The organism is Yaniella soli (assembly GCF_054782375.1).
In genome coordinates, this window is sequence record NZ_BAAGSP010000021.1 from 33,452 (window position 1) to 58,394 (window position 24,943).

Genomic DNA, 24,943 nt, shown 5'->3' on the forward strand with positions numbered 1-24,943 from the left:
ACCAGTTTATCGACAGTTGCCAAAAGCTAGCGGTCAGCCCCTGTGACTTTAGCAAAGAGCTCATCGACGATTGAAACATCTGTGGCAAACGCGTCTCGTACATAGAGGGTCTGCATCGGGTGGTCGTTGAGCTTCATGTGAGTCCAGTCCATCGAATAATCCAGTCCCAGGGCTCGAGCCGCCTCGATGAAGCGGTGCCGTAGCAGCGCACGTGTAGTACGTGGTGGATTGTCGTGAGCGGCTTGGACTTGAGCATCCGTGAGGATACGGGCGGCCGCACCTCGTTTCTGTAAGAGATGGAACAGACCGCGTTGCGGATGGATATCGTGATAGGACATATCCAACTGCACAAGTCGATGCGAATCCCACGTCAGATTGTTCTTGGCCGAGTAGGCACTGAAGAACTTGTGCTTTATTGCCCAGTCGATTTCGGTATCAATGCCGGAATAGTTTTGACTTGAGATTGCCTGCAGTGTTCGCGCCCACAGGTCCATCATCTGATTGACATAGTCGTGATGTGACCCGTTCCTGGCGAGGAATTCTGTGGCTTGGGCATAGTAGAACTCTTGGATTTCCAAGGCCGTCATCCTTCGGCCATCGGCGAGCTCTAATGGTGTGTTGCCCGTGAGGTCGTGAGAGGTTTGACGGATCGCCCGTACCGGATGCGCTAATTGGAGGCTGGTCAGGGGCTTGCCGGATTCAATGAGCCGCAACAGCAGCTCGGTGGCACCGAATCGCAGTAATTGGGTGGTCTGCGACATGTTGGAGTCCCCCACAATGACGTGCAGACGTCGGTACTTTGACGAATCGGCATGTGGCTCATCGCGGGTATTGATCATGGGCCGTGCCCGGGTGGAGGACGAGGAGACGGCCTCGTGCATGTAGTCGGCCCGTTGGGAGAACGCGAAGTGAGGTGCCGCACCGGTGGGGAGCTCATTGTAGAGCGGAAGCGCCGTGGGATCTTGGATGACGACGCCGTTTCCGGCAATGAGCTGACGGGTCACGAGAAACGGCAGAAGGGCTTCGGTGAGACGCCGGTATTGGGTGGTGCGTTCGATCATATAGTTCTCATGGCTGCCGTATGAGTTGCCTTGAGAATCAGCATTATTGCGATAGAGGTAAACCTGGCCGTCAAACCCGTCGTCGGCCATAGCCTGCTGGGCTTGCGTGACCAGCTGGTGCATGATCCCGTCACCGGCGGCATCGGAAGCGATCAGCTCATCGACTCGGGTGGTTTCAGCTGTGGCATATTCGGGGTGCGAGCCAACATCTAAGTACAGTCGCGAGCCATTGGGGATGAAGACATTGGAGGAGTTACCCCAGGCGACGACCGGTTTGAACATGTACCGTGCCACCTCATCGGGCGCCAGTGGGCGTTTCGTCGGGTGCACGGTGTGCAGTCCATATTCGGTTTCAACCCCCATGATTCGGGTATCCACAGCGTAACTCCTATCGGACGTGACTGACGCCTGCTTCTACTGTCCACCCTTTTGGACGAACCCTTTGACGAATTCTTCTGCGTTGACTTCTAACACATCATCAATATCGTCAAGGAGTGAATCGAGATCTGAAGTCTGCGATGCTGTTGAATCTGGCGCTGCCGTACCGTCCGGTAGCGGATCGGGGATGTAATTGTCTTCTTCACGGTGTTGGCGTGACTGGCGGTGTTGTTCTTGTGCCATGGTCGACTCCTTTGGACGGCGCTAGTTGCGGCCGGTGACTCTATACGGTTGCAACTGTTCTAATAGTTTGGTTATTTCAGCGCGATTGGTCGCTGAATCTTCGAGGGTGAGCTGTGGTTTTCCAGCCTCCAGTATCCCACCGAGATCGTTGGCTGCTGCAGCTAACGGTTCTAATAAATGAAACCGTTGTACGGGTCCGGTACGAAATGGGCGCACGAGGACTGATTCCCAGGATACTCCTGCCAGGTGTGCACCGTAGCGATCGATAAGTCGTCCCCGGGTCCAGGCTCTGGTGGTGGTTGGTGGCATGGACATCGCATGCTGGATCTGTTCATCAGCCACAACGGTGCGTATCGCGCCACGGGCCACAAGTGTGTAATAGAGCCCCTTGTGCTGGCGCAAATCAGCCCACTGTAAGTCCAGCATGGCTAATCGTGCGTTGTCCCAGTCGAGGCCGTGCCGAGTGCGCATGCCGTTGAGGAGTTGATACTTCGCGACCCAATCGAGTCGGTCGGCTAATTGTGCCGGATCGTATTCGAGTAGGTCGAGTACTTCGGCCCAAGCGTTGACCACGTCGACGGTTTGCTGATCGTCGATACCGTAACGGTCGATATATTGCTGTGCAGCGTGCTGATAGATTCGTTGAATTTCGATCGCTGTCAGCCAGCCGCGGCCGTTGACCAAGACTGCAGTCTTCAATGTGGGGTCACGAGAAATATCTTGCAGCGCTTGAACTGGTTCGGCTAATTCCACCATGGGCAGTTCACCCAGCTCGATCATTGACAAGACCAAGGAGGTCATCCCCACGCGCAGCCACGTAGAATATTGGGACAGATTGGCATCTCCGATAATCACATGCAGTCGCCGATATGCATCGGGCGTAGCATGCGGTTCATCGCGCGTGTTGACGATGGGGCGGCGGATGGTCGTTTCCAAGCCAACGTTTTCTTCAAAGAAGTCGGCACGTTGTGAAATTTGAAAACCGGCCTGTTGATTGAGACTTCCGATCCCCACGCGGCCGGCACCGGTGATAATCTGTCGGCTGGTAAAGAATCCGAGGATGTGTTCGGTGAGTTCCTCAAAATCCAACTGGCGCGCGACCAAATAGTTTTCGTGCGCACCGTAGGAAACCGATTTGGAATCGGTGTTATTTTTATACAACAAAATCTCAGCGGCACCATCGGACGCCGCAATATGGTCGGCTGCTTGCTGAGCAATTCTGTCGCCGGCTTGGTCCCAAATGACGGCATCGATTGGGTTGGTGGTCTCCGGAGACGAATATTCTGGGTGAGCGTGATCGACATAGAACCGTGCACCATTGGGCAATATCAAATTCACCAACATCTGAATTTCTTGACCGTCGGCGTTCAACACGGCTTGATCGGTCAACTGCGAAAGGTGTGCGGTGGATCGTGGCATTTGCCAACCGCGCGCATCGGTTAATGGCGATTCTTCGTTGTAGTCCCACTCCGTACTGGCAACATTGGTGCCTTCGTGCGTGAGTTTATGAGCGTACGCATTGACGATTTCCAATGACATGGCTGAATGCGACGCCTCGCGGTGCGCCGGGGCATGGATACCAAATTCCGTTTCTAACCCGACCACGCGATGGACGCCGTAGCCTACGGTCGGCCGATCGGCTGGGAACTTTGCAGCCAGGGCGGCTGGAATCAACGAGACGTGCGTCATCGTGTTACCCCTGCCCCTTCTGTAGGACTCGCAAGGCCACGGCTTGTGCTCCGCGGTGGCCAGCCAGTCTTAACCACTGCTGCGGTGCTGCCGTATCCGGCAGATCTAGCTGCTGAGCCTGCTCTTCATGAATAGCTCTCAACAGGTGACTGGATTTCACACCTTTGGCACTGTGCACATCGTGGGCATGCGCCTCGAGATAGTCTTTGATTGCCAAGCGTTTGGTGCGATCCACAATATTGGAGATGGTGGCACCGGAGACGAAGTCGGCAAAATACAGCACATTGGTGGTGCCGTCTTGGTAGGTGACTTCCACGAATTGGTTCTGTTCACCGCGAGAATAGAGCGCTTCGACGGCCTGGTCGATCATGTGGTCGATCGCAGCTTGTGCCCGTCCGTGTTCGACGATTTCATCTGGATGAATCGGTACCTGAGTATCCAGATAGATCTTGAGAATTTCTTTGGCCCCCGCGGCGTTCGGACGGTCCACCCGGATTTTTACATCGAGACGACCAGGACGCAAAATGGCCGGATCAATCATGTCCTCGCGGTTGGAGGCACCAATGACGATGACATTCTGTAGTGACTCCACACCATCAATTTCGGCTAGCAATTGGGGCACGATTGTGGTCTCGACATCCGAGGAGGTCCCCGAGCCACGAGTGCGGAACAACGATTCCATCTCGTCGAAAAAGATTACCACCGGATACCCATCAGAGGCCATCTCCCTGGCGCGAGAAAAGATCGTACGGATGTGGCGTTCTGTTTCTCCGACATATTTATTGAGCAGTTCCGGCCCTTTAATATTCAAAAAATATGAGTGGTCCACTCCGTCGGCACGGCCGGTCAGTGACTGGGCTACCGCTTTGGCTATGAGTGTTTTGCCGGTGCCCGGGGGCCCGTAGAGCAGGATGCCCTTTGGTGCCTCGAGATGGTGTTCCTGGTACAACTGCGGATACAAAAATGGCAGTTCAACTGAATCACGGATTTGTTCAATCTGTTCACCAAGGCCGCCGATATCGTCAAAGGTCGCATCCGGTATTTCTTCCAACATCACATCTTGGACGTCCGAAACATCCAACATTTGCGTTGCGTAACCGGAACGATAATCGACCAGTACCGCATCACCAACGCGGATTCGTAAATCGTGGAGTTCTGCTGCTCGTTTCACGACGTGTTCATCATCCGAGCGGCCAACAATGAGAAGACGCTCGGCGTCCAGGAGTTCTTTGACACGGCCGGTTTCGCCGGTGGGATTGGTGCCTAATACGCCGATAATGGACAAGCCCTCATCCAGCAGTACCTCGCTACCAGCTGTCACAGTTTCGGCCTTGAGCATCGGTGAAATATGCGTGCGCATTTTTCGCCCCGAATACAGAATATCTGCGCTCGGTCGTGCCACGGCGGGCAGTTCGAGATCCGGGTTGTGTTCGCGAGCGGTATGCACGCCGAGCACGGTGGCAAAACTAAAGGGCGGCTGGGCATTATCGGCAATAGAGTCTTTAAGATCCGCAATTTCTTCGCGGGTCAGATTGAGGATATCTACCATGCGCCGGTTGTTGCGCGAAGCAGTCTCGAGGTCGGCTCGCAGCTTGCGATTATCTTCCACTAAGGTGGCTAGCCGACGCCGTGTCGAGTCATACTTATGCTGCAAATCTCGGTGGGTTTCGGCAGACACCGATTCTTGTGGTGTGCCGATCGGCGCATTCTCAGACAAGCTAGCCTTACCTCCAAGCGTTTAGGTCGTGATGGTCAATAGTCTACGTGGCTTCGCAGTTTCCGTCTTGGGTTCAGGTGAAGTTCTGATCGTCTGGTTGCGAATTTTTAGCCGTCCGCTCAGTCTCCAGTGATTCCACAGCCCGCTGGGCCTGAGCCTTGGACTGACGAACCGCCTTTTTTGCGCGTTTCGTGGTGGGTTCGCGGTGGCCGAGTTTTTCAGGTTGCCAGTGTGTTTCGTCGTTCGGGGTCCAGATATCCATGTCTTCTTGAGCAAACGTCTTGATCCGCCGACGGAGTTCTAGCCCTTCTTGGCCCAGGGCAAGGCGGCGAGTCATGAGGAGAAATCCGGTGTGGCCGACCATGCGATGCTGCGGACGTACCGCCAGACCGTCCAAATGCCAACCGCGTACCATCGTCTCGGAGGCTTCTGCGGCAGTGAAGCGTCCATCGTCACGGATTGCCTCATGAATACGGGACAGTTGGGTGGCGGTTGCCACGTAGTTTAGCCATACTCCTCCGGGGGCAAGCAGTTCTGCGACCGTGTCGATGGCCTCCCACGGGGCCAACATATCGAAAATAATCCGATCGATACTGCCTGGCTCATGTGCCCGTTTGGCCTCGTCTTGGACATCGCCCAACGTGATGCTGAACGCAGGATGTCGTGCACCAAAGAACGTTGTCACATTTGCTTCGGCAATCTCCGCGAAATCGGCCCGCCGTTCATACGAATAGACGTTGCCCTGCTCCCCCACTGCTCGTAGCAACGAAATAGACAGGCCGCCTGACCCCACGCCGGCCTCAACGACTCTGGCGCCCGGGAAAATGTCGGCCATATGGATAATCTGACCGGTATCTTTTGGATAAATGACCGTGGCGCCACGTGGCATGGACAAGACATAATCCGAGATGAGTGGCCTGAGGACCTGGTATTCAAATCCGTGCGTATTTTCTACCACGACGCCTTCGGGACCACCGATCAGCGCATCATGGTGCAGCACCCCGTGCTGAGTGTGGAAGGATTCACCGGTCAGCAGCGTGATGGTGTGGAGTTTGCCTCGCTCATCGGTAAGTTGTACACGTTCGCCGCTCCGCAGGGGGCCTCGACGACTGAGCGCTCCGATAGGTGGGTTTTGGTCACCAGAAGTGGTCATTCAGCAGTCCTTTCGAAACTGATCAGGCAATACAGCTTTGGTTTTAGGCGTGGAGCCGGCCAGCGAGCGTTTCTGGATTGACGATACCGATGATTTTGTGTGGGCTGTGAGTGGTGTCCACCACGGCAACCAGTTCATCGGGAAACTCCATGAATGTGGTGAACAAGGCTTCGATCGCCTCGGATGCACCGATCTGTGCACGACGGTTCACGGCCTGCGAGACCGCATTGACGGGCAGATGCCACGAGCTGCGTGGCACCGTCGACAACGCGCTGTGGTCAACGAGCCCCACCAGGATCTCGTCCTCGGAGGTCTCAGCATGCTCAAGTACGGCGATCGGCAGCTGTTGGTATTCGTCTCCAGGCCCTGCATTAGATAACAGCGGTACCAGCTCAGAGATGCTCGCATCCGCCATAATGGTGTGTACCGGCGTCATCAGATCAATGATGCGCATGCGTTCAGCGACTAATTGCATGTTTGCTGCTTTGATCGCACCGCTGGCAGCCTGCCACAGCATAAACCCGATCATCACGATGATGAGTACGGCAAAGATGGAGACTTCGCCAGTCTGCAGTAACGGCACGAAGAACCCCACCAGGAATAACAACAAGACGATGATGCGTCCGGACCATCCAGCGGCACGCATGCCACGCGCTCGTGACCCGGTCGCAGCCCAGGTGGCCGATTCGACGATGCGGCCACCATCGAGCGGATGGCCAGGCAGGAGATTAAAGACCCCGATCAACAGATTGGCCCACACCGTGACCGTCAACAGCACTTGTGTTGTTCCCGCGGGTTCCAACAACATTTGGAGCAACAGCCAGGCAATACCGGCGATCAGCAGGTTGGATATCGGGCCGACGAGGGCGACGGTCAGGGACCGCAGTGGGGTTTGAGCTATTCCCGTGGAAGAGTGCTCATAGACGGTCGCACCGCCCCAAAAATTCAGGGTGACGTCATTGACCTTCCAACGAAACGACACCGCGGCCAGCGCGTGGGCAATCTCATGGATCAGGACGGTGCCGAACATGATAAGAACAAAAAATGCTGAGACCGCCCAGGTCCACCCGGTGGACGCGTCCGGCAGTGCCTGGGCGAATGTTGGTCGAAACAGCACGATAATGAGTGCGGCAAAAAACCACCAGGACCAGCTGATATAAATCGGCACGCCGGCTACCGAGGCAAGCTGTAAGCCTTTTCTGGAGGTCATATGAGGTGAAACCATCCTTGGTATTGCTGAGGCAGGTGTGCATTAAACTTTGCCATACTTTAAACATGGGCTGGACCGGCAATAGCTGTCAGTCTAACCGGGCCTGAGCGAACATGGGTGTCACGGGGTTGATCTGTTGGCTAAGCTGGACCCTACACAGTTTTTGATCGTAGTGAATGGATTGTATGTCTGAATTTTCTGGTGTCGATCAGAGCTTCCTCGGTTGGTTGACGACTCACACTCCGACGTTGTCTGGGCGGACGGCTCGCCCACCCCGCATCATGGTGGCGGCGTTTGAAGGGTGGTCCGATGCTGGCGATGTTGCCACGGATGCGCTCGAAGAGATCGCGCGTCAAACGAACGCGGAACTCATCAGTGAGTTGAACCAGGATGATTTCTACGATTATCAGGTGACTCGGCCGGTTGTGACACGCAATGATGATGGCACCGGCCAGATCGCCTGGCCTCGCACCCGGGTGTTGCATTCGGTTGCTGGTCACACGCATCCGGATCAGCCGGAACTCTACCTCGTGCTGGGGACCGAACCGAGTTTGCGCTGGCGGTATTTCGTCAAGGAGATTATGGAGTACGCCGAGGAGTGGGACGTGGACGCCATTGTCGTCTCGGGAGCACTCTTAGCCGATGTACCGCACTCTCGACCGCTGACACCATCAAAATCTTCTGCGTCGCAGCAGCTACGTGATGCGCTCGAAGGATTCGCGAAACCGACCTACGAGGGGCCCACGGGAATTACCGGGGTGCTGACTGATGAATCGATGGCTCGTGGCTGGCCCACGATTTCAACCTGGGTGACGGTCCCCCACTACGTGGCGCAGGCGCCCTCGCCGAAAGCTCTGCTGGCGTTACTCAAAGAATTCGAAGAGCTGTTGGGTCTGCGTCTGGATCTCAAATCGCTCGCGGATGATGCGGCCGCCTGGGAGCGTGGCGTTGACGAATTGGCCGGAGAAGATCCGGATGTGGCGGCATATATTCAGCAGCTGGAAGAAGCCCGAGATACCGAAAAGCTCCCGGAAGCATCCGGTGAACAGATTGCCAAAGAATTTGAGCGGTATTTGAAACGCCGGGATGAGGGCGGCGGTTCCGCCACCCAAGGTGGCGGAACTCGCTAGCGCTTGGCGTACCTCAGTAGAGTTTGATGCCCAACAGGGCATCCAGGATGACGGCGACGTTGATGGCAGCTAACGATGTATCTCGAGGTGTCGCCGCCGCGTGAACGCGCTCGGCCCACCGGTCCACAGCTCGCAGTGCGTTTGGCGCATCGAGATCATCCGAAAGCGCCGCAAAAATCTCGGCGGATAACGCATCGGCATCGCCTGCTTGTTCGAAGGCAAGCGCGGACTTCCATGCCTCAAGACGCGTCGTTGTAGCAGTGAGTGCGTCCTCGGTGTACGACCAGTCACTACGGTAGTGGTTGTCCAGTAAGAGTGTGCGAATGGCTACGGGAGACTTTCCACGGGCTACCAAATTCGATACCAGCTCGAGATTACCCAGCGATTTGGACATTTTCACACCGTTTAGCCCAACCATGCCCGAGTGCACCATGTGCTGTGCCATGGGCTGCCCGGTGACCGATGTAGCGTGTGCGGCAGAGAACTCGTGGTGTGGGAAGCGCAGATCTGAGCCGCCTCCCTGCACGGTAAAGGGCGCCGGCAGCGTGTGATGGGCTATTGCTGAACACTCCACGTGCCACCCGGGTCTCCCCTCGCCTAGCACCTCGTCAGACCAGTATGGTTCGCCCTCACGGCGGGCAGACCAAATGAGCGGATCAAGAGGGTTCCGCTTGCCGGCCCGGTTTGGGTCTCCCCCACGTTCCGGAAAGTATTCGAGCATCTCATCGGTAGTATGGGCACCGATCGACCCCAGACGCCATGGAGTTTGTTTTTCTGCAGCTTCGATGGAGAAGTAGATATCGCCATCCGGGTGGGTCTCATCACCGGGCACTTCGTAGGCGACGCCGGCGGTGACCATGTCACGCACCAGGGTTCGAATCCAGTCGACCGTTTCTGACACGCCAAGATAATGTGATGGCGCTAAGACGTTGAGGTGTTGCATATCGGAGCGGAAGAGGTCGGTTTGTTCCTGCCCGAGTTCTCGATAGTCAATGTCGAGCTCGTTGGCCCGTTCGAAAAGCGGGTCATCCACATCGGTGACATTTTGTGTGTAGGTCACCCGATAACCGGCAGCAATCCAGTACCGATAGAGCAGATCGAAAGCGACGTAGGTATTGGCATGGCCAAGATGGGTCGCGTCATATGGTGTGATGCCACAGACATACATGGTGGCATGGTGGTCTTCCACTGTGACCCGCTGTTTCTGTTGTGCAGCAGTATCAAAGAGGTAGAGGTTATCTTCGTGTACCGGTAGAGCAACCGGGAACGGAGTGATCCAAGATTTCATGAAAACTGAGGTGTTCCTTACGAATGATGATCCGATGACAGGAGGGTGGGTCTAGGACTAGGCGTTAATTAGTCCTAGACCCAGCAGAATATATAACGCGACACCGAGCAGGATGCGATACCAGGCGAACACATTGAAGGAGTTGTTGGAAATAAAACGCATGAGCCAGGCAATGACTGCGTACCCGACGATGAATGCCACACCGGTAGCGAGAAAAGTCTCTGCCATGCCGTAGGTAGCAGCGGGATCGGGTTCTGTGAGGGATTGAGCGAGCTTATAGAAACCCGATGCGAACACTGCCGGGACCGCTAACAGAAAGGCATACCGTGCCGCGGCTTGGCGCGTGTATCCCAGGGCTAGACCCATGGTGATGGTGCCCCCTGAGCGCGATACCCCGGGAATGAGTGCGAGTGCTTGAGCCAAACCGTAGAGAATGCCATCTCGCCACGTGAGTTGCCTAATGGGTTTGAATTGTTTGCCCCAGGTGTCGGCCATAGCCAGTAGTACACCGAATACGATGAGCATGGTGGCCACGATCCATGAGGAGCGGAACGTGGTATCGATATAGTCTTCGAAGAGTAGCCCGAGTACCCCGATGGGGATCGACCCGATAATAATCAGCCAACCCATACGAACATCTGGGTCGGAGTGTTTTACTTTGCCGACTAACGCTTTGCACCATTTGGAGATGATGCGCGTAATATCGCTCCAGAAATAGAGGAGCACCGCCAGTTCGGTACCGATTTGGGTGATCGCGGTAAACGCGGCACCAGGGTCTACTGCACCGGGAAGGAACTCACCGACGACACGTAAGTGTGCCGAGGACGAGACCGGCAAAAATTCGGTTAGGCCTTGGACCAGGCCAAGGATGATAGCTTCAATCCAGTTCACCTGGTCAACCCTACGACACTAGTCAAAATTTTTTTTGAGACTACGCCGCTTCGACACCTTTAGTCTTCGTCACGGTCGTCTTCGTCGTCCAGATCGAGTTCGTCGTACTCTGTTTCGCCATCAAAATCATCGAAGTCGTCGTCTTCTTCATCATCGTCTTCGAAGATATCTAAGGGAGTAACCTCTCCGGTCGCGTCGTAGAGGGCATCTTCATAGCCTTCGAAGGCATCGGCAAGGGCGTAGTAGGCGTGCTCCAAGGCGGGGTCATCGTCACCGCGTTTATTCGTTGCGGCAGCAAGATGTTCTTGGAGAGTTGAAATAAGTGCCTCTAGCGAAACGCGTGGATCGGTGCTCATGATGTCTAGGCTATCTTGGATTGTCGGGTCTGACTACACTTTACTCATTTGTGTGCTTGGCCTGCTGCGAAAAGCTCAAAATGATGCATTCCGATTTACGGTTCCGCTGACTACAGTAGGTGTAATTGTCATACGGGTGGAAGACCACTAGGAGGCTCACGAGTGCGAGAGACACCGATCATTAGCAGTGTTGATTCTCTGACCCGCAAAAACTCATGGGAATACCTGGTGATCACCGTGGCGCCGAATGAATCCCTAGCACACGCCCGCCGACGCCTCGTCGAGCACGCTGAATACGGACACTGGGAGCTGCAACGGTCACTGTTGTACAGGGGCGGGACTCGACGTTTTTGGTTGCGGCGTAAGGCCATGAAGGTCGAATCCACCTTGGTGACGATCTGAGCTACCAGCGTTAGTCCACGGACCCAAGCCCGAACGTGGCGAATGTGGTGTGTGCTGATTCGTCATCGGACGGGTGATAAAATCCGGCCATCACATCGCGGTAAAGTCGCGCGATTTCTTGGCTCCGATGGAATCCTGCGCCACCAGAAGCTTCAAAGGCATAATCGACTTGAGCTTTGGCAGTTCTGATGGCAGTGATTTTATTTGCGACCAGGCGGGGAAACCATTCATTGTCGTATTCGGTGAGATTGGTGATCGCTTCTGCTAAACCCGAGAGCTGTTGATCCTGTGTCATCTGTCGTAGCACGGCTTCACCGTGTTTGTATCGCAGAATCGGGTCTTGCGACAGGGGTGCATCGTGCACCTTCGACCTTCTGGTGTGGAGTTTTTCTGCCGCAATTTCTACGGCGCGATCCCCCATACCGGCGTATACCGCTGAGATGAGTGTGAGGAATGACGCAAAGATGCCAAACGTCAACAGATCCTGGTTTGGGCCGGTTGGGATACGTCGAATAACACGATCTGCAGGCACCACGGCACCGTTGAGATGCGTCACGAAGGAATGTGTTGCTCGCATACCGAGCATGTCCCAATGTGATCCATCGGCTTCGGTATTGCCTTCGGCACGGTCTAACACTGCATAGATGAGTTCCGAGCCGTCTGGTGTCTTGCCGAATATTCCCAGCCGCGTCCAAGCTGGGGACAGCGTGGTGAAGATCTTTGTGCCGGTAAATTTTACCGAACCATCCCTTTGGACTTCTGCAGTGGTACTGGAATCGAATAGCACCGCGTCATTGGCCGCCTCCGAGATGCCGAATGCATACGTTTCACCTGCCGCGGCCTCTTGGAGGATGAAATCCAGGTCGTGGTGACCAGTCGCGTTGAAAATGGCGGCGACGCCAGACCAAATAAGGTGCATGTTGACCGCCAATGCGGTGGCTGGTGCATGTGCGGCGAGTTGCTTTTGAGCGTCGACCACCGCTGCGAAGTTCCACCCCAGTCCCCCGTCAGCAACCGATGCGAACGCGGCGAAATATCCGGCCTCTTTCAACACTTCGAGGTCTGTGTCGGGAAAGGCATTGTGTTCGTCATAATAGCTGGCGCGTTCACGGATGCCAGAGAGCACCTCGTGAGTCAGTACCGCATCGATCTGCGGTTGGTATTTCGAATACGGCAATCCCATAGGACTCCTTACAAAATCTTTCAGTGAGTAGGTTCCAAAATGTGTAGCAATGCGCGCACGCCGAAGTCCAGTGCATCAATGGGCATGCGCTCATCGATGCCATGGAAAAGTTTGGGAAACGCCAAGTCTGCCGGTAATTGCAGGGGGATGAAGCCGTAACCGGCGATGCCAAGTTCGGACAGTGCGTTGTTATCCGTGCCGCCGGACATCATAAACGGCAACACGACCGCTTCTGGGTCTTCCTGGGCGATGGCGTTGATCATTGCATCCACGAGCTGACCGGTAAACGGTGCTTCAATTGCCTGACGGGCATGTTCGTACTCAACGTCGACGTCTGCTCCGGCAAGCTGGCTAATCGTATCTAACAGGTTTTGGTCTTGACCTGGCAGCGGTCGAGCATCAACGGTTGCTTCGGCTTTACCGGGTATCACATTGTGTTTGTACCCTGAAGTCAACCCTGTGGGATTAGATGAGTTCCTAAGTGTGGATGCGACGAAGGTGACCGCAGAACCAATGGCCTCGAGTTGTGGGGTCGGATTCGTCTCGTCAAAATCCACCCCCATCAGCCGAGAGACTTCTTCCATCAGATGACGGGTCGTCTCGGTGTAGTGCAAAGGCCATTCATGGTGACCGATTGCTGACATGGCATCGGCCATTTTCGTGACCGCATTGTCAACATGCTCTGCGGAGCCGTGCCCCGGGGCGCCTCGCGCCGTGAGATTCAACCACGCGATACCTTTTTCTGCAGTTTGGAGAAAGTAGGCGCGCTTGCCGGCCACCGTGGCAGTGAATCCGCCGACTTCTGAGATCGCTTCGGTCGCGCCGGAAAACAGGTCGGGTCGGTTGGCAGTCAACCATCCGGAGCCATAGACTCCCCCGGCTTCTTCATCGCCAAAAAATGCCAGGATGATATCGCGACGAGGTTGCTGACCGTTGGCATAGAGGTGTTCCAACGCGGTGAGCATGATCGCATCCATGCCTTTCATATCCGCTACGCCACGCCCGTAGATCACATCGTCGATGACGTCTGCAGCAAACGGGTCGACAGACCACTCGGAAGCGTCGGCAGGTACGACATCAATGTGGCCGTGGAGCACCAGTGCTGGAGCTTGTGTATCCCAGCCCCTCATTCTGCCGACGACCGAGGTGCGGCCCGGCTCGGATTCCACAATTTCTGGATGCATGTCCATCGCGTCCATGAGCCGCGCACAATACGCGGCAGCCTCTGGCTCACCACGAGAATCATTGCCACCGTAATTGGTGGTATCAATACGTATAAGATCGCGAGTAATTTCTGCGACCCGATCTCGGAATGTGCCCGGCGCAATCGGGGCGCTCTCAATGTGTTCAGCCATATCGTCAGCCTATCGAACACGACATGGGACGACCATGGTGCATGTGCCTTAGAAAATGTGTTATGCTTATCGCTGTTGCCTTCTCCGTTAGTTCGGAGATACACCACCAGCGCGGGTGGCGGAATTGGTAGACGCGCAGCGTTGAGGTCGCTGTGAGCTTTATCGCTCGTGGGGGTTCAAGTCCCCCTCCGCGCACGGTTAGCAAAGTGATCGGGACGTAGGGTATCGCCTAGTCTCGATCATTTTGTTTAATATAGACGGACGTTATTTTCGGTACCAGTCGAGGACAACTTGGGCGAACAACTCACCATCGTCATGGTCTCCATGCACACCTCGCCGTTGGCGCAGCCTGGACAAGGTGACGCCGGCGGTATGAACGTCTATGTTCGAAACCTCAGCGATGCGCTGATTGCCGCCGGCCATCAAGTGCTGAGCTTCACACGAAAAACCTCGGCTGGGGACACTACTGTGGTGGTAGACGAGACGACGGGTTCGCAAGTGGTGTACCTACCAGCCGGTGACCCTGACTTGCCGAAAGAAGCACTGCGTGAAGTCACCACACCGTTTGCTGATGCGTTGGTCGCTTCCGTGAGACAGCACGCCCGGCATCGCGTCATCTTGCATTCTCACTACTGGTTATCCGGGCTGGTCGCACTGGAAGCATCTCCCCGGCTGGAAGCCCCCGTAGTCCATACGATGCATACACTCGGTGCGACGAAGAATAGTTCCGCGCCAGGAACTGAACCCAACCACCGCGTAGAACACGAAGCGTTCCTTGCGACTCGAGCCGATGTTCTCACCGCCAACACCGTTGTCGAAAAAGCCGAAATCGTGCATTATTCTGGCGCCCCGGAAGATCGCGTTCAGGTAGTGCATCCAGGGGTAGACCACGAGGTGTTTCAACCGGAAGGCTCCACCACATGGCCGGGCCGGGAGCCAGAGGCGGGACCGAAAATACTTTTTGCAGGCCGTCTTCAGTCGTATAAAGGACCACACGTCATCGTAGACGCCCTAGCTGTGCTTCGGGAGCGCGGATTCGACTGGTTGCCAGTCGTGCACTTCACCGGGGCAGTCTCGGGCAGCGGTGACTACGATGTGTCGGCGCGGGCCCACACGCTGGGTGTTGCACAGTACTGTTCGTTTTCACCTCCGGTCACTCCCCCGGCCCTAGCAAGCTATATGCGTGCCTCCGAGGTTGTGGTGATGCCGTCGGTGTCTGAGTCTTTTGGTTTAGTCGCGGTCGAAGCACAAGCTTGTGGCACGCCGGTCGTCGCGCACAATAGCGGTGGACTCGCGACGGCTGTCGCTGATGGCGTCAGTGGTCAACTCATCGACTCCTTGGATGCCGCACATTGGGCTGATGTACTCGCGACAGTAGTAGAGCAGCCGCAACGCTGGAAGGCTTACGGTGAGGCAGCGACTCGACATGCAGCCCAGTTTTCTTGGTCTGTCATGGCCGAGCGCATGGTAGACGTATATGCGACTGTTGCGACGACCAGCGCGACAAAGTGCTTCTAGTCATAGCAAAACGGTCGTTGCGGCCTCAAAACAGGCGCCGCAACGACCGTTGCATGGGTATTGCCAGTTAGTGCAAGCGGATTTCTGCTAGGAAATGTAGTTTTTCTTGTCTGGCATTCCACCCGGTCACCAATTGCTTGTCGCCTTCTTGGCGATAGTTGATGGCGACCTTCGACGGTAACCGCATTGGTGAGGCGAATTCGATCGCCCACGTATATCGGGCTGTTGTTTCGCGTCCCGCCAGCATCTTGCCGGCAGCATACATTCCATGTGCGATTGCTCCGGGCATCCCCAATGCTTTCGCCGTGAGGTTGGACAGGTGAATTGGGTTGCGATCCCCCGACACCGCACCGTAGCGTCGACCGATATCTTTCGGTAGCTGCCACTCCCCCGTCAGTGGTGGCGGCTGGAACGCTTGGCGTTCTGGACGTGGGGGTTTGTCTGTGCCTGGCAGCGTCACGGACTTGGATAAATACAGCGCCATGGACTGCCACAGCAGCTTATCGGTGGACGGATCAAAAATTTGTGCCCAAATCTCTACTGTCGTGCCTGCGTGATGCGGCGCCAAGTTCTGCCCCCACGTGGCAATCTTGACCGGCTGATCAATTGGCACATCAGACATATGCCACACCTTGTGCTGCAAGTGCACCATGCCCAATAACGGAATGGGAAATCGCGATTCTGCCATCATGGCGGTAGATAAACCGAATGCTGTGATATGAGCTGTCAGCGACGGCGCCGAGTTATGTCCTACGACGCCCGATGCTCCCAACAAGGTGTTGTATTCATCCACGAGTTGCCGCGGAATGACTGCTGTGGTCTCCCAACGAGTGCCGGGTAAACTCACGGTCCTGGATTTCTTGGGACGAATTACTCCCGCGGCGACTTTGGCGTAAGAGGAGGAAAGTGAAGGCACTTCACCGATGTGGATGACTCGCAGGTCTTCCGGTTTCGGATTGGAGTCGACAATATTTGGTTCCAACATTATTTCCCTACCATTGATTGGCCACAGACTCTCAACGTCGTACCGTTTATCCCGGCGGAAGCGTCGGTATGGAAGAAGGCGATGGCTTCAGCCACGTCGACCGGGCGGCCCCCTTGCTGTAAGGAGTTCATGCGTCGAGCGACTTCTCGAGTGGCCGTGGGCATTGCATCAGTCATGGCAGTTTCGATGAAGCCTGGTGCGACGGCGTTAATGGAGCCACCAGTTTCAGCCAGCGTTGTCGCAAGTGCTTCGGACATGCCAATGACCCCTGCTTTGGCTGCGCCGTAATTTGTTTGGCCGCGATTGCCTGCAATGCCAGACGTGGATGCGAGGGAGGTGATGCGGAAATTGTCGGCAAGGACGCCTTCACCGCGTGCTGCCACGAGCTGCTGGTTGATCCGCAGCGGGGCCGCGATGTTGACGGCCACCAACGCGTCCCATTTGCTATCGTCCATATTGGCCAAGAGTTTGTCGCGCGTGATGCCCGCGTTATGCACGATGCCATCCAGCCGACCAAACCGTTGCGCTGCCTTCTGCAGTAATTGATGACCGGCGTCTTGTGCGGTGATATCCATTTGCACTGCGATACCGCCCACAGTGTTCATGACGCTGGTGAGTGCTTCACCTGCCGAAGGCATATCGATACCCATTACCGTGGCTCCGTCACGAGCTAAGGTTTCACTAATGGCAGCCCCAATACCGCGTGCAGCGCCGGTGACCACAATGACTTTCTCATCAAGTGGTGCATCTTGATCCTCAGGCGTGATGCCGGCAGCAGTAGAGACATTGAGGAACTGCCCGGCCACATAGGCGGAACGACCCGATAGGAAGAAACGGAGCGCGGCGTATGCAGAGGGGGCGGTCATGTCAACGTCTTCGGCCAGCACAATGCCATTGGTCGTTGCACCGCGCCGCATCTCTTTGGCCAACGATCGAGTGAAGCCTTCCACGCCGTGCCGTGCGGCCACAACATTCGGGTCTGTGGCAACCGACGGGCCCTGAGGGTCGCGGAAAATGGTGATGACTCGCCCGTTTGTCCCCAGACCGCGAAGTGCATCGCCAACTACTAAAACGTGTGCCGAGAGGTCATTTGGATGTTGTATCTCGTCGAACGCCACGATGATGGCTGAAAACTTTTGTTTCAAGCCAGCGTCACGACGAACATCGTAATCTTCTGCCCACAGCTGTTGTGCCACAGCATCCGCAGCTTCAGAGTCCCCCACGATGAGGATGGGGCCTGTGACCAATCGATCGCCTTTTTGATGACGTCGCAGTGGGACTGGTTGTGGCAGCCCAAGAGTTTTGGCAACTTGTTTGCCGAGGGGCCGGTTGACGAACCGGGTGTAGCCGTCTGTTTGTGACATAGAGTCCATTCGTCCTTTCAGATTGATCCCAATTCGTCGTTTAGCGTCCACGCATCAGCGCAACGGCGCCTTGGCCACCCGCGGCACAAACGGAAATAAGTCCCAGTGAGCCGGTGCCTTTTTCATTGAGCATTTTGGCGAGGGAAGCCACGATGCGTGGTCCGGTTGCAGCAAATGGGTGGCCTGCCGCCAGTGACGACCCTTTGACGTTGAGCTTCGATCGATCGATCTCGCCCAGCGCACCGTCGCGACCCAGGACGTTCTTGTTGTAATCTTCATCAGCCAGGGCCTTGATGGTGGCGCCCACAGTGCCCGCAAAGGCCTCATGAATTTCAAAGAAATCGATGTCACCGAGTTCAAGGTCATGACGGTCGAGAATGCGAGGAATGGCATAGGTTGGGGCCATCAGTAACCCGTCGTTGCCGTTGACAAAATCGACAGCTGCCACTTCAAAGTCCATGAATTCTGCCAAAATCGGCAGGTTGTGTTCTTGCGCCCATTCCTCCGATGAGAGCAGTGCTGCAGCTGCCCCGTCGGTCATCGGGGTCGAATTGCCAGCGGTCATTGTGGCCTCGTCACCCAATTGCTTGCCGAATGAAACACGGAGCTTGGCCAGAGACTCTAGTGTGGAACCGGGACGCATATTGTTATCCCGGTCAAGTCCTCGGAATGGGGTCATCAGGTCGTTGAAGAACCCTTCTTCGTAGGCGGCGGCCATATTGTTATGCGAGTTCATCGCGATTTCGTCTTGTTCTGTACGGCTGACCCCCCACTGGTGGGTGGTCAGCGCTTGATGTTCACCCATAGACAGCCCGGTGCGAACTTCGCCGGCCTGCGGTGCCAGCGGTGCAAAGTGTTTTGGTCGAAGCTTCAGCGCAATTTTAATTTTGTCCTGAGTCGTGCGAGCCCGATTGAGCTGCATAAACAACTCCCGTGCTTCGGCGTTGAACGACAGCGGCGCGTCAGAAATTGTGTCGACGCCTCCCCCGATACCTGAATCAATTTGGCCCAGACGAATCTTATTCGCCACACCTCCGACGGTTTCAATACCGGTCGCACAGGCGGTTTGGACGTCGTGTGCCGGGGTGTGTGCTGCCAAGGAGGTGCCCAACACGGATTCGCGGGTCAGGTTAAAGTCTGCTGAGTGCTTCATCACTGCGCCGGCCACGACTTCACCAAGCTGTGCACCTTGGAGTCCGTACCTCGCGATCAGCCCTTCGAGCGTTGACGTCAACATGTCTTGGTTGGATGCTCCCGCATATGCTCCGTGAGCACGTGCAAAAGGAATTCTGTTTCCGCCGAGTACTACTGCCGGGCGGAGGGACCCTCCGGCGATTGCCGCATTTGATGTAGAAGTCATGAAAGTCTCTTTCGCAATGTCTTGGTTACTGGTCAGTGTATTTACGACGCCTTAGTTTACCTGATACTCTCAGTATCGTGAAGATGTCTGAAACACCAATTCCCGACGGGCGCAATACACGCTGGGCTGCGCACCGTCGTAAACGTCGAAACGATCTCATTCGATCAGCACGTGCTGCAGTCCACATTATTGGGCCCGACGTGTCGATGGAAGAAATCGCCTCTCATGCCGGGACGTCAAAGTCCGTGTTTTATCGCTATTTTGAGGATAAAAAGGGTCTCCAACAGGCAGTGGCCCAAGCATCCATAGACTTTATGGAGTCAGAACTCAAAAAAGCCGGTAAGGCAGCTCCGAGCGCGCAAGACGGATTGTTCACGATGGTGCTGGCATATTTACGGTTAGCGAACTCTTCCGTCAACGTATACAACTTTTCAACGGCTATCCCCACCGGCATGGCGATCTTTCGCGAAAATATGGCGCGCTTTCTGCAACGCAGCGTCGAGCACGTCCTGCCGCAGTATAAAAGCGAACAAGGTGGCTCGAATCGAGCCTATTACTGGGCAATTGCTGCTGTCGGATTCGTGCGAGCTGCCGGTGAAGAGTGGATAACCACCCAAAGAAACCCAAACCGTCTCAGCGCAGAAGAACTCGCCCAGAGCATCTCCGATTGGCTGCTTATGGGCCTCGACTCATCTGGTATCACCATTCACAAGACACAGGAGCACTAATGTCGTCACAACATAAGGACCTTCGACTCGACCAGGATACACTCCAAGAACTCCTCCTTGGTCCATGGGCAGAAGACCGCCGTCAGATTCGCAAGATAATGGAAGAGCCAGTCTTTCATCACCAGTTCAACCTCACCAAAGAAGAACAGCGCGACCTGACGCTGAAACAACTTCATGAATTGGCCGACCGTAAGCTCATCGGTAAGGCCTACCCCACCGAGTTCGGCGGCAAAGAAAACCCTGGCGCCAATGTTGCGGGTTTTGCGGAGATGTTCCATGCTAACCCTTCCATGCAAATTAAAGGCGGGGTGCAGTGGGGACTATTCGGTTCCGCAATTCTGACGCTGGGAAATGAAGAACAGCATAGAAAATGGTTGCCGGGCGTGCTGAATTTGGAACTACCAGGTGTCTACGCGATGACGGAAATCGGTCACGGCTCCGACGTCGGCAACATCGACACGACGGCCACGTACATTCCAGAAAATGACGAATTCGAAATCCACACCCCGTTCAAGGCCGCTTGGAAGGAATTCCTTGGCAATGCTGCCGTACATGGCAAAGCCGCCGTCGTGTTCGCTCAGTTGATCACCCAGAACGTCAATTATGGGGTGCATGCATTTTTTGTGCCGCTGCGTGATGACGACGGCAACTTCTTGCCGGGCGTCGGCGGCGAAGACGATGGGTTCAAAGGTGGCCTCAACGGGGTCGATAATGGTCGTCTGCACTTCACTCAAGTCCGTATCCCGCGGACCAACCTCCTGAACAAACTTGGTGACGTTGACGACACTGGAAAATACTCCACCTCGATCCCATCCTCAGGGCGTCGATTTTTCACTATGCTTGGCGCATTGGTTCAGGGTCGTGTGTCATTGGCCACCACCGCTGCCAATGCCTCTGCCTTGGCTCTGACCGGTGCCGTCAGCTATGGAAATCAGCGTCGTCAGTTCAACGCCGCCTCCGATATCGAAGAACAAGTATTGTTGGACTACGGTTTGCACCAGCGACGACTCATTGACCGACTAGCACGCACATACGCCGATATTTTCGTGACCAACGATCTCTTGGAAAAATTTCACGAAGTGTTTTCCGGTGCAGATGATACCGATGAAAACAGGCAGGAACTCGAGACCTTAGCTGCTGGTATTAAAGCGGTCACCACCTGGAATGCTATGGATACCTATCAAGAAGCTCGTGAGGCCACAGGCGGTGCGGGTTATATTGCATCCAAGAACCGTTTCAACGCGCTGCGCGATGACCTCGACATTTACACCACTTTTGAAGGCGACAACAACGTCTTGTTGCAGCTAGTTGGACGCCGTTTGTTGGGTGATTACTCCAAAGAGTTGTCGAACCCCTCCTTCAAGGTGCTCACACGCTACGTGGCTGAACGGGCCGAGAACACGCTCTACCAACGCTCGGGACTGCGTCGGGTGGTTCAGCAAGTCAGCGACGTCGGCTCAGATCGGCGCTCCGCCGCCTGGCTTAAAGACACAGACGTACAACGAAGTCTGTTCACTGATCGTGTGCGCACGCAGGTCGCCGAGGTTGCCGAAGCATTGCGTCCAGTCGCGAAGAAGTCGCAAGTAGAACAGGCCCGCGTCTTCAACGAAAATCAATACGATCTCATCAAAGCTTCGAAGTCGCATGCACAGTTGTTGCAGTGGGAAGCCTTTACCGAGGCACTAGAAGGCATCAAGGATGACGAGACCAAGAAGATCATGACTTGGACGCGTGATCTCTTCGCGCTTTCGACGATTGAAGACGATTTGGGTTGGTTCATCGAATACGGCAAGATCTCTCAGCAGCGTGCTCGTATTTTGCGTCAGTACACAAACCGGTTGGCGGCACGGTTGCGTCCGCATGCTCAGGATCTGGTGGATTCCTTCGGTTACAACCAACACCACTTACGGATGGATATCACCTCTGGTGTGGAACAGGAACGTCAAGACGAAGCGATGGAGTACTATCGCCGACTTCGTGCATCCGGTGACTTGCCGGTCCCTGAAAAAGTATACCGCGCACGTCAAAAATAACTCTGTGCCGATATAGCCCTCACAACATGCCGTCGTTATAGCTGTAGCGGCGGCATGTTTGTGTCGGAACAACGTGTTCGTGAGTCGATGGTGCACAAGCGGCTGTTACATAGTGCGGTGAGAACGCTACTGGTGATTGAATGAGAGCCATGTCGAATACCGCCCTCCTTGATGATGCCCGTCTGACACGCGACGAGGCTTACGCTCGTGCCGAGCTGGTCGAGATTGCCAGTTATCATATTGAACTTGATCTGCGCGATGCCATGGACCTGAACCAAAGCACCTATCCGGTGACCACCACGCTGCGTTTCACAGCCGATACAGAGGGCTCGGCTACCTTCCTAAATTATTTGGGCGACTCGGTCACATCGGTCAACGTAAATGGCGACATCCTCGACATTGACGAGGTGGTGGGTAGCGCCCGCATCCTGGTGCCGAATCTTCAGCAGGAGAACGTCGTCACTATAGAATCTCACAGTCAGTATTCGCATTCTGGCGAAGGACTTCACCGCTTTGTCGATCCGGTTGACGGACAGGTCTACTTATACTCCCAGTTTGAGCCCGCCGATGCGCGTCGCGTCTATCCCAACATGGAGCAACCCGACCTTAAGGCGGTCTTCCGCACCACTATGATCGGGCCAGACACTTGGGTGCTGGCCTCTAACGGGGAGGAAATCGAACGTACACAGGTTGCAGATAATACGGTCAGAGTCAGTTTTGCCCCAACGCAACCCATCTCAACGTATCTCACCACGTTCTTAGCCGGACCGTATGCGACCTTTGAAGAGACCTGGGCCGGTCACGAGTCGACCTGCGCCGAAGCGATCGAGCTGCGTATCTTTGCTCGGCAGTCCTTAATAGACCACGTTGATGCCGAAGAGTTGTTCGACCATACCCGACGCGGTCTGACGTGGTTTCATGAGCAATTCCAACTGCCGTATCCATGGGGCAAATATGACCAAGCCTTTGTGCCCGAGTACAATCTTGGCGCCATGGAAAACCCCGGTTTAGTGACCTTCAACGAAGCATATATTTTCACTTCCCGAGCCACCATTGCTCAACACACGGGCCGAGCCACCACCATCATGCACGAGATGACGCACATGTGGTTTGGCAACCTCGTGACCATGAAATGGTGGGATGATTTGTGGCTCAAAGAGGCGTTTGCCGACTTCTTTGGTTCCAAGGCAGTGGCTGATGCGACCGAGTTGCCGGGAGCATGGCAGTCGTTTGCGCATCAACGCAAAGCGTGGGCGTATGTACAAGACTCATATCCGACGACTCATCCCATCGTCGCAGACATCGTCGACCTCGAGGCGGCGCGTCAGAACTTTGATGGCATCACCTACGCCAAAGGTGCAGCGGTCATCAAGCAACTGTTTCACTATGTTGGTGAAGATGCGTTCCTTGAAGCCTGCCGAAACTACTTTCAACGCTTTGGCTACTCCACGGCCCAGTTAAGGGATTTCTTAGGCACGCTCGAAGAATCGTCAGGCAGTGATATGCAAGCGTGGTCGCGGGCCTGGCTGCAAACTTCCGGTCCGGCTACCCTCTCTGCCACAGTCAGCACCGATGGTACGGTAACTGTGCACCAAGACGCTACGGATCGACTTACCGGTCAGACGGTACTGCGGCCCCACAAACTATATGTTTCCGTCTTCACGCTCAATGCAGTCAACGAATTGGAAAACTCTAGTCGGTCTGACGTCATCATCCCAGCAGGCAAATCCACTGCCCACATTGCTGATCTCAGGGTTCCGCTCGAACAGACCTACGTGATTGTAGTAAATGACCACGACCAGACGTATGCTCAGGTCGCGTTTGACGAGTCATCGTTGGACGCAGTGACCAACTATCCAATCCGTGACCCCGAATCAACCGCGGTCGCCACCGTGTGGTCGTCTCTATGGACCATGGTGCGACAAGCCGAAATGCCAGCCGCAGACTTTGTTCGAGCCGTGGCGAAACTGGGCGATAGCCTTGTCGATGTCTCCATGCATGCGCGTGTTTTGGAACAAGCCGTGATGGCACTCAAGGCGTATGCTCCTGCATCGCAACGGAAGCGTCTTACCAAAGAACTCGGCACGGCCTTGATGGATGCGCTCGTGGTGCTCGAGGCGGGTTCCGATCGGCAGCGCTCGGCGGCACGAGCTCTTGCACAGTTGGCAGAAGGCACAGATAGTCTGGCCGCCGAAGCCACGTTTTTACTTGCAGGCGACGAATCCTCCGAGCTCTCCCCCGGTTTGCAGATCGACGATGAGCTCAAATGGCTTCTGCTCACGAGTCTCGCATCGCTGGGTCGCCTTGATTTGGCCCGCCTGGATGACGAATTGGCTGCTGCCCATACCGCGACGAACGAATTGCGGTATCGCACAGCTGTCGCAGCACTTCCCGACCTGGCGCTGCGTGCCGAACTGTGGCTTGAAGTCTTCAACGGCGTTGATGCGCGCGACACACCATTATCCAATGCCCAGATCACCGCCACCGCACGAGGACTGGCGACCTCGAAGCCAGAATTTATGGCCGAACAGTTCCAAACACTGCTGGAGGGCTTGATAAGCATCTGGGAATCACGGTCGAATAATTTAGCAACCAGAACCATCAACGGCCTCTTCCCGATGACTCACAAACCCGTCAAGGGCGGTCCGGCAGCTCAAGTAAAACACCCGATCCTGGTAAACATCGACGCATGGTTGGCGCAATACCAGGATGCGGCGGGTGCACTCCGGCGCATCGTCATCGAACGACGGGCCGATATTTTAGCTCGTTTAATTGCACAAAGTACGAAGAAAAAATAGGTTTTGTCAAGTCCCGGGTTTTGTGGAGGGTCTGCGTATTTTCATTTCTAGGCTGCCGCCGAAGTGTCGGTTTCGGTCCAGTGGTAGTCGGTTTCGACTTC

At 55.4% G+C, this 24,943-nt stretch carries 20 protein-coding genes and 1 tRNA gene; 7 read left to right on the forward strand and 14 right to left on the reverse strand.

The window, feature by feature from the left end; genetic code table 11:
* Positions 1 to 26 precede the first annotated feature (26 nt).
* The 6 genes from pafA to ACYVJT_RS11175 all read right to left on the reverse strand — a co-directional run bounded on the left by pafA (position 27) and on the right by ACYVJT_RS11175 (position 7,451).
* Positions 27 to 1,424 (reverse strand): Pup--protein ligase, encoded by a 1,398-nt coding sequence (gene pafA, locus ACYVJT_RS11150; RefSeq protein ID WP_343957873.1) that lies wholly within the window; start codon positions 1,422 to 1,424, stop codon positions 27 to 29.
* 51 nt (positions 1,425 to 1,475) lie between these two features.
* Complete coding sequence (locus ACYVJT_RS11155; protein ID WP_343957830.1) at positions 1,476 to 1,682, reverse strand: ubiquitin-like protein Pup; 207 nt, start codon at positions 1,680 to 1,682, stop codon at positions 1,476 to 1,478.
* A 21-nt stretch (positions 1,683 to 1,703) separates the two neighbouring features.
* A complete protein-coding gene (gene dop, locus ACYVJT_RS11160; protein WP_343957832.1) occupies positions 1,704 to 3,371 on the reverse strand; it encodes a depupylase/deamidase Dop in 1,668 nt (555 codons plus the stop codon).
* A gap of 4 nt (positions 3,372 to 3,375) precedes the next feature.
* Positions 3,376 to 5,088 carry a proteasome ATPase gene (arc, locus tag ACYVJT_RS11165; RefSeq protein ID WP_343957834.1) on the reverse strand — a complete coding sequence of 571 codons (1,713 nt, stop codon included), beginning with the start codon at positions 5,086 to 5,088 and terminating at the stop codon, positions 3,376 to 3,378.
* A 73-nt stretch (positions 5,089 to 5,161) separates the two neighbouring features.
* On the reverse strand, positions 5,162 to 6,241 hold the full coding sequence (locus ACYVJT_RS11170; RefSeq protein ID WP_343957836.1) for a tRNA (adenine-N1)-methyltransferase: 1,080 nt from the start codon (positions 6,239 to 6,241) through the stop codon (positions 5,162 to 5,164).
* A 43-nt stretch (positions 6,242 to 6,284) separates the two neighbouring features.
* Positions 6,285 to 7,451 carry a site-2 protease family protein gene (locus ACYVJT_RS11175; protein WP_343957838.1) on the reverse strand — a complete coding sequence of 389 codons (1,167 nt, stop codon included), beginning with the start codon at positions 7,449 to 7,451 and terminating at the stop codon, positions 6,285 to 6,287.
* Positions 7,452 to 7,636: 185 nt separating this feature from the next.
* On the opposite strand from ACYVJT_RS11175, the gene ACYVJT_RS11180 reads away from it, so the two are divergent.
* On the forward strand, positions 7,637 to 8,581 hold the full coding sequence (locus ACYVJT_RS11180) for a PAC2 family protein (protein WP_343957840.1): 945 nt from the start codon (positions 7,637 to 7,639) through the stop codon (positions 8,579 to 8,581).
* Between the two features lie 13 nt (positions 8,582 to 8,594).
* Here the strand turns inward: ACYVJT_RS11180 and mshC are convergent, their stop codons facing one another.
* From mshC to ACYVJT_RS11195, 3 genes are read right to left on the reverse strand one after another with little or no spacing between them, the layout of a single operon-like run.
* A complete protein-coding gene (gene mshC / locus ACYVJT_RS11185; RefSeq protein ID WP_343957843.1) occupies positions 8,595 to 9,869 on the reverse strand; it encodes a cysteine--1-D-myo-inosityl 2-amino-2-deoxy-alpha-D-glucopyranoside ligase in 1,275 nt (424 codons plus the stop codon).
* 57 nt (positions 9,870 to 9,926) lie between these two features.
* Complete coding sequence (locus tag ACYVJT_RS11190) at positions 9,927 to 10,760, reverse strand: undecaprenyl-diphosphate phosphatase (RefSeq protein ID WP_343957845.1); 834 nt, start codon at positions 10,758 to 10,760, stop codon at positions 9,927 to 9,929.
* Between the two features lie 59 nt (positions 10,761 to 10,819).
* Complete coding sequence (locus ACYVJT_RS11195) at positions 10,820 to 11,116, reverse strand: hypothetical protein (protein ID WP_343957848.1); 297 nt, start codon at positions 11,114 to 11,116, stop codon at positions 10,820 to 10,822.
* A gap of 162 nt (positions 11,117 to 11,278) precedes the next feature.
* On the opposite strand from ACYVJT_RS11195, the gene ACYVJT_RS11200 reads away from it, so the two are divergent.
* Positions 11,279 to 11,518 carry a DUF5703 family protein gene (locus ACYVJT_RS11200; protein ID WP_343957850.1) on the forward strand — a complete coding sequence of 80 codons (240 nt, stop codon included), beginning with the start codon at positions 11,279 to 11,281 and terminating at the stop codon, positions 11,516 to 11,518.
* Between the two features lie 10 nt (positions 11,519 to 11,528).
* Here the strand turns inward: ACYVJT_RS11200 and ACYVJT_RS11205 are convergent, their stop codons facing one another.
* Together ACYVJT_RS11205 and ACYVJT_RS11210 are read right to left on the reverse strand one after the other, a co-directional pair.
* Positions 11,529 to 12,701 carry an acyl-CoA dehydrogenase family protein gene (locus tag ACYVJT_RS11205; protein WP_343957852.1) on the reverse strand — a complete coding sequence of 391 codons (1,173 nt, stop codon included), beginning with the start codon at positions 12,699 to 12,701 and terminating at the stop codon, positions 11,529 to 11,531.
* A 20-nt stretch (positions 12,702 to 12,721) separates the two neighbouring features.
* Positions 12,722 to 14,056 carry a M20/M25/M40 family metallo-hydrolase gene (locus ACYVJT_RS11210; protein WP_343957855.1) on the reverse strand — a complete coding sequence of 445 codons (1,335 nt, stop codon included), beginning with the start codon at positions 14,054 to 14,056 and terminating at the stop codon, positions 12,722 to 12,724.
* A 109-nt stretch (positions 14,057 to 14,165) separates the two neighbouring features.
* Between ACYVJT_RS11210 and ACYVJT_RS11215 the strand changes: the two genes are divergently transcribed.
* Positions 14,166 to 14,251, forward strand: a tRNA-Leu gene (locus tag ACYVJT_RS11215).
* Between the two features lie 96 nt (positions 14,252 to 14,347).
* Positions 14,348 to 15,574, forward strand: coding sequence for a glycosyltransferase (locus ACYVJT_RS11220; RefSeq protein ID WP_343957857.1), 1,227 nt, complete (start codon positions 14,348 to 14,350; stop codon positions 15,572 to 15,574).
* Between the two features lie 67 nt (positions 15,575 to 15,641).
* Here ACYVJT_RS11220 and ACYVJT_RS11225 read toward each other — a convergent pair whose 3' ends face one another.
* The 3 genes from ACYVJT_RS11225 to ACYVJT_RS11235 are packed head-to-tail and all read right to left on the reverse strand — an operon-like array spanning position 15,642 to position 19,283.
* Positions 15,642 to 16,559 carry a MaoC/PaaZ C-terminal domain-containing protein gene (locus ACYVJT_RS11225; RefSeq protein ID WP_343957859.1) on the reverse strand — a complete coding sequence of 306 codons (918 nt, stop codon included), beginning with the start codon at positions 16,557 to 16,559 and terminating at the stop codon, positions 15,642 to 15,644.
* A complete protein-coding gene (locus tag ACYVJT_RS11230; RefSeq protein ID WP_343957861.1) occupies positions 16,559 to 17,923 on the reverse strand; it encodes a 3-oxoacyl-ACP reductase in 1,365 nt (454 codons plus the stop codon). Before ACYVJT_RS11230 ends, ACYVJT_RS11225 begins: the two co-directional genes overlap by 1 nt.
* Positions 17,924 to 17,963: 40 nt before the next feature.
* Positions 17,964 to 19,283: an acetyl-CoA C-acetyltransferase gene (locus tag ACYVJT_RS11235; protein WP_343957864.1), complete on the reverse strand. Its 1,320-nt coding sequence runs from the start codon at positions 19,281 to 19,283 to the stop codon at positions 17,964 to 17,966.
* 83 nt (positions 19,284 to 19,366) lie between these two features.
* Here ACYVJT_RS11235 and ACYVJT_RS11240 point away from each other — a divergent pair, with 83 nt between their 5' ends.
* The 3 genes from ACYVJT_RS11240 (at position 19,367) to pepN (ending at position 24,842) form a co-directional block, all read left to right on the forward strand.
* Positions 19,367 to 20,011, forward strand: a complete 645-nt coding sequence (locus ACYVJT_RS11240; RefSeq protein WP_343957866.1) for a TetR/AcrR family transcriptional regulator — start codon at positions 19,367 to 19,369, stop codon at positions 20,009 to 20,011.
* A complete protein-coding gene (locus ACYVJT_RS11245) occupies positions 20,011 to 22,044 on the forward strand; it encodes an acyl-CoA dehydrogenase family protein (RefSeq protein WP_343957868.1) in 2,034 nt (677 codons plus the stop codon). Before ACYVJT_RS11240 ends, ACYVJT_RS11245 begins: the two co-directional genes overlap by 1 nt.
* A gap of 149 nt (positions 22,045 to 22,193) precedes the next feature.
* A complete protein-coding gene (gene pepN / locus ACYVJT_RS11250) occupies positions 22,194 to 24,842 on the forward strand; it encodes an aminopeptidase N (protein ID WP_343957871.1) in 2,649 nt (882 codons plus the stop codon).
* Positions 24,843 to 24,943 lie beyond the last annotated feature (101 nt).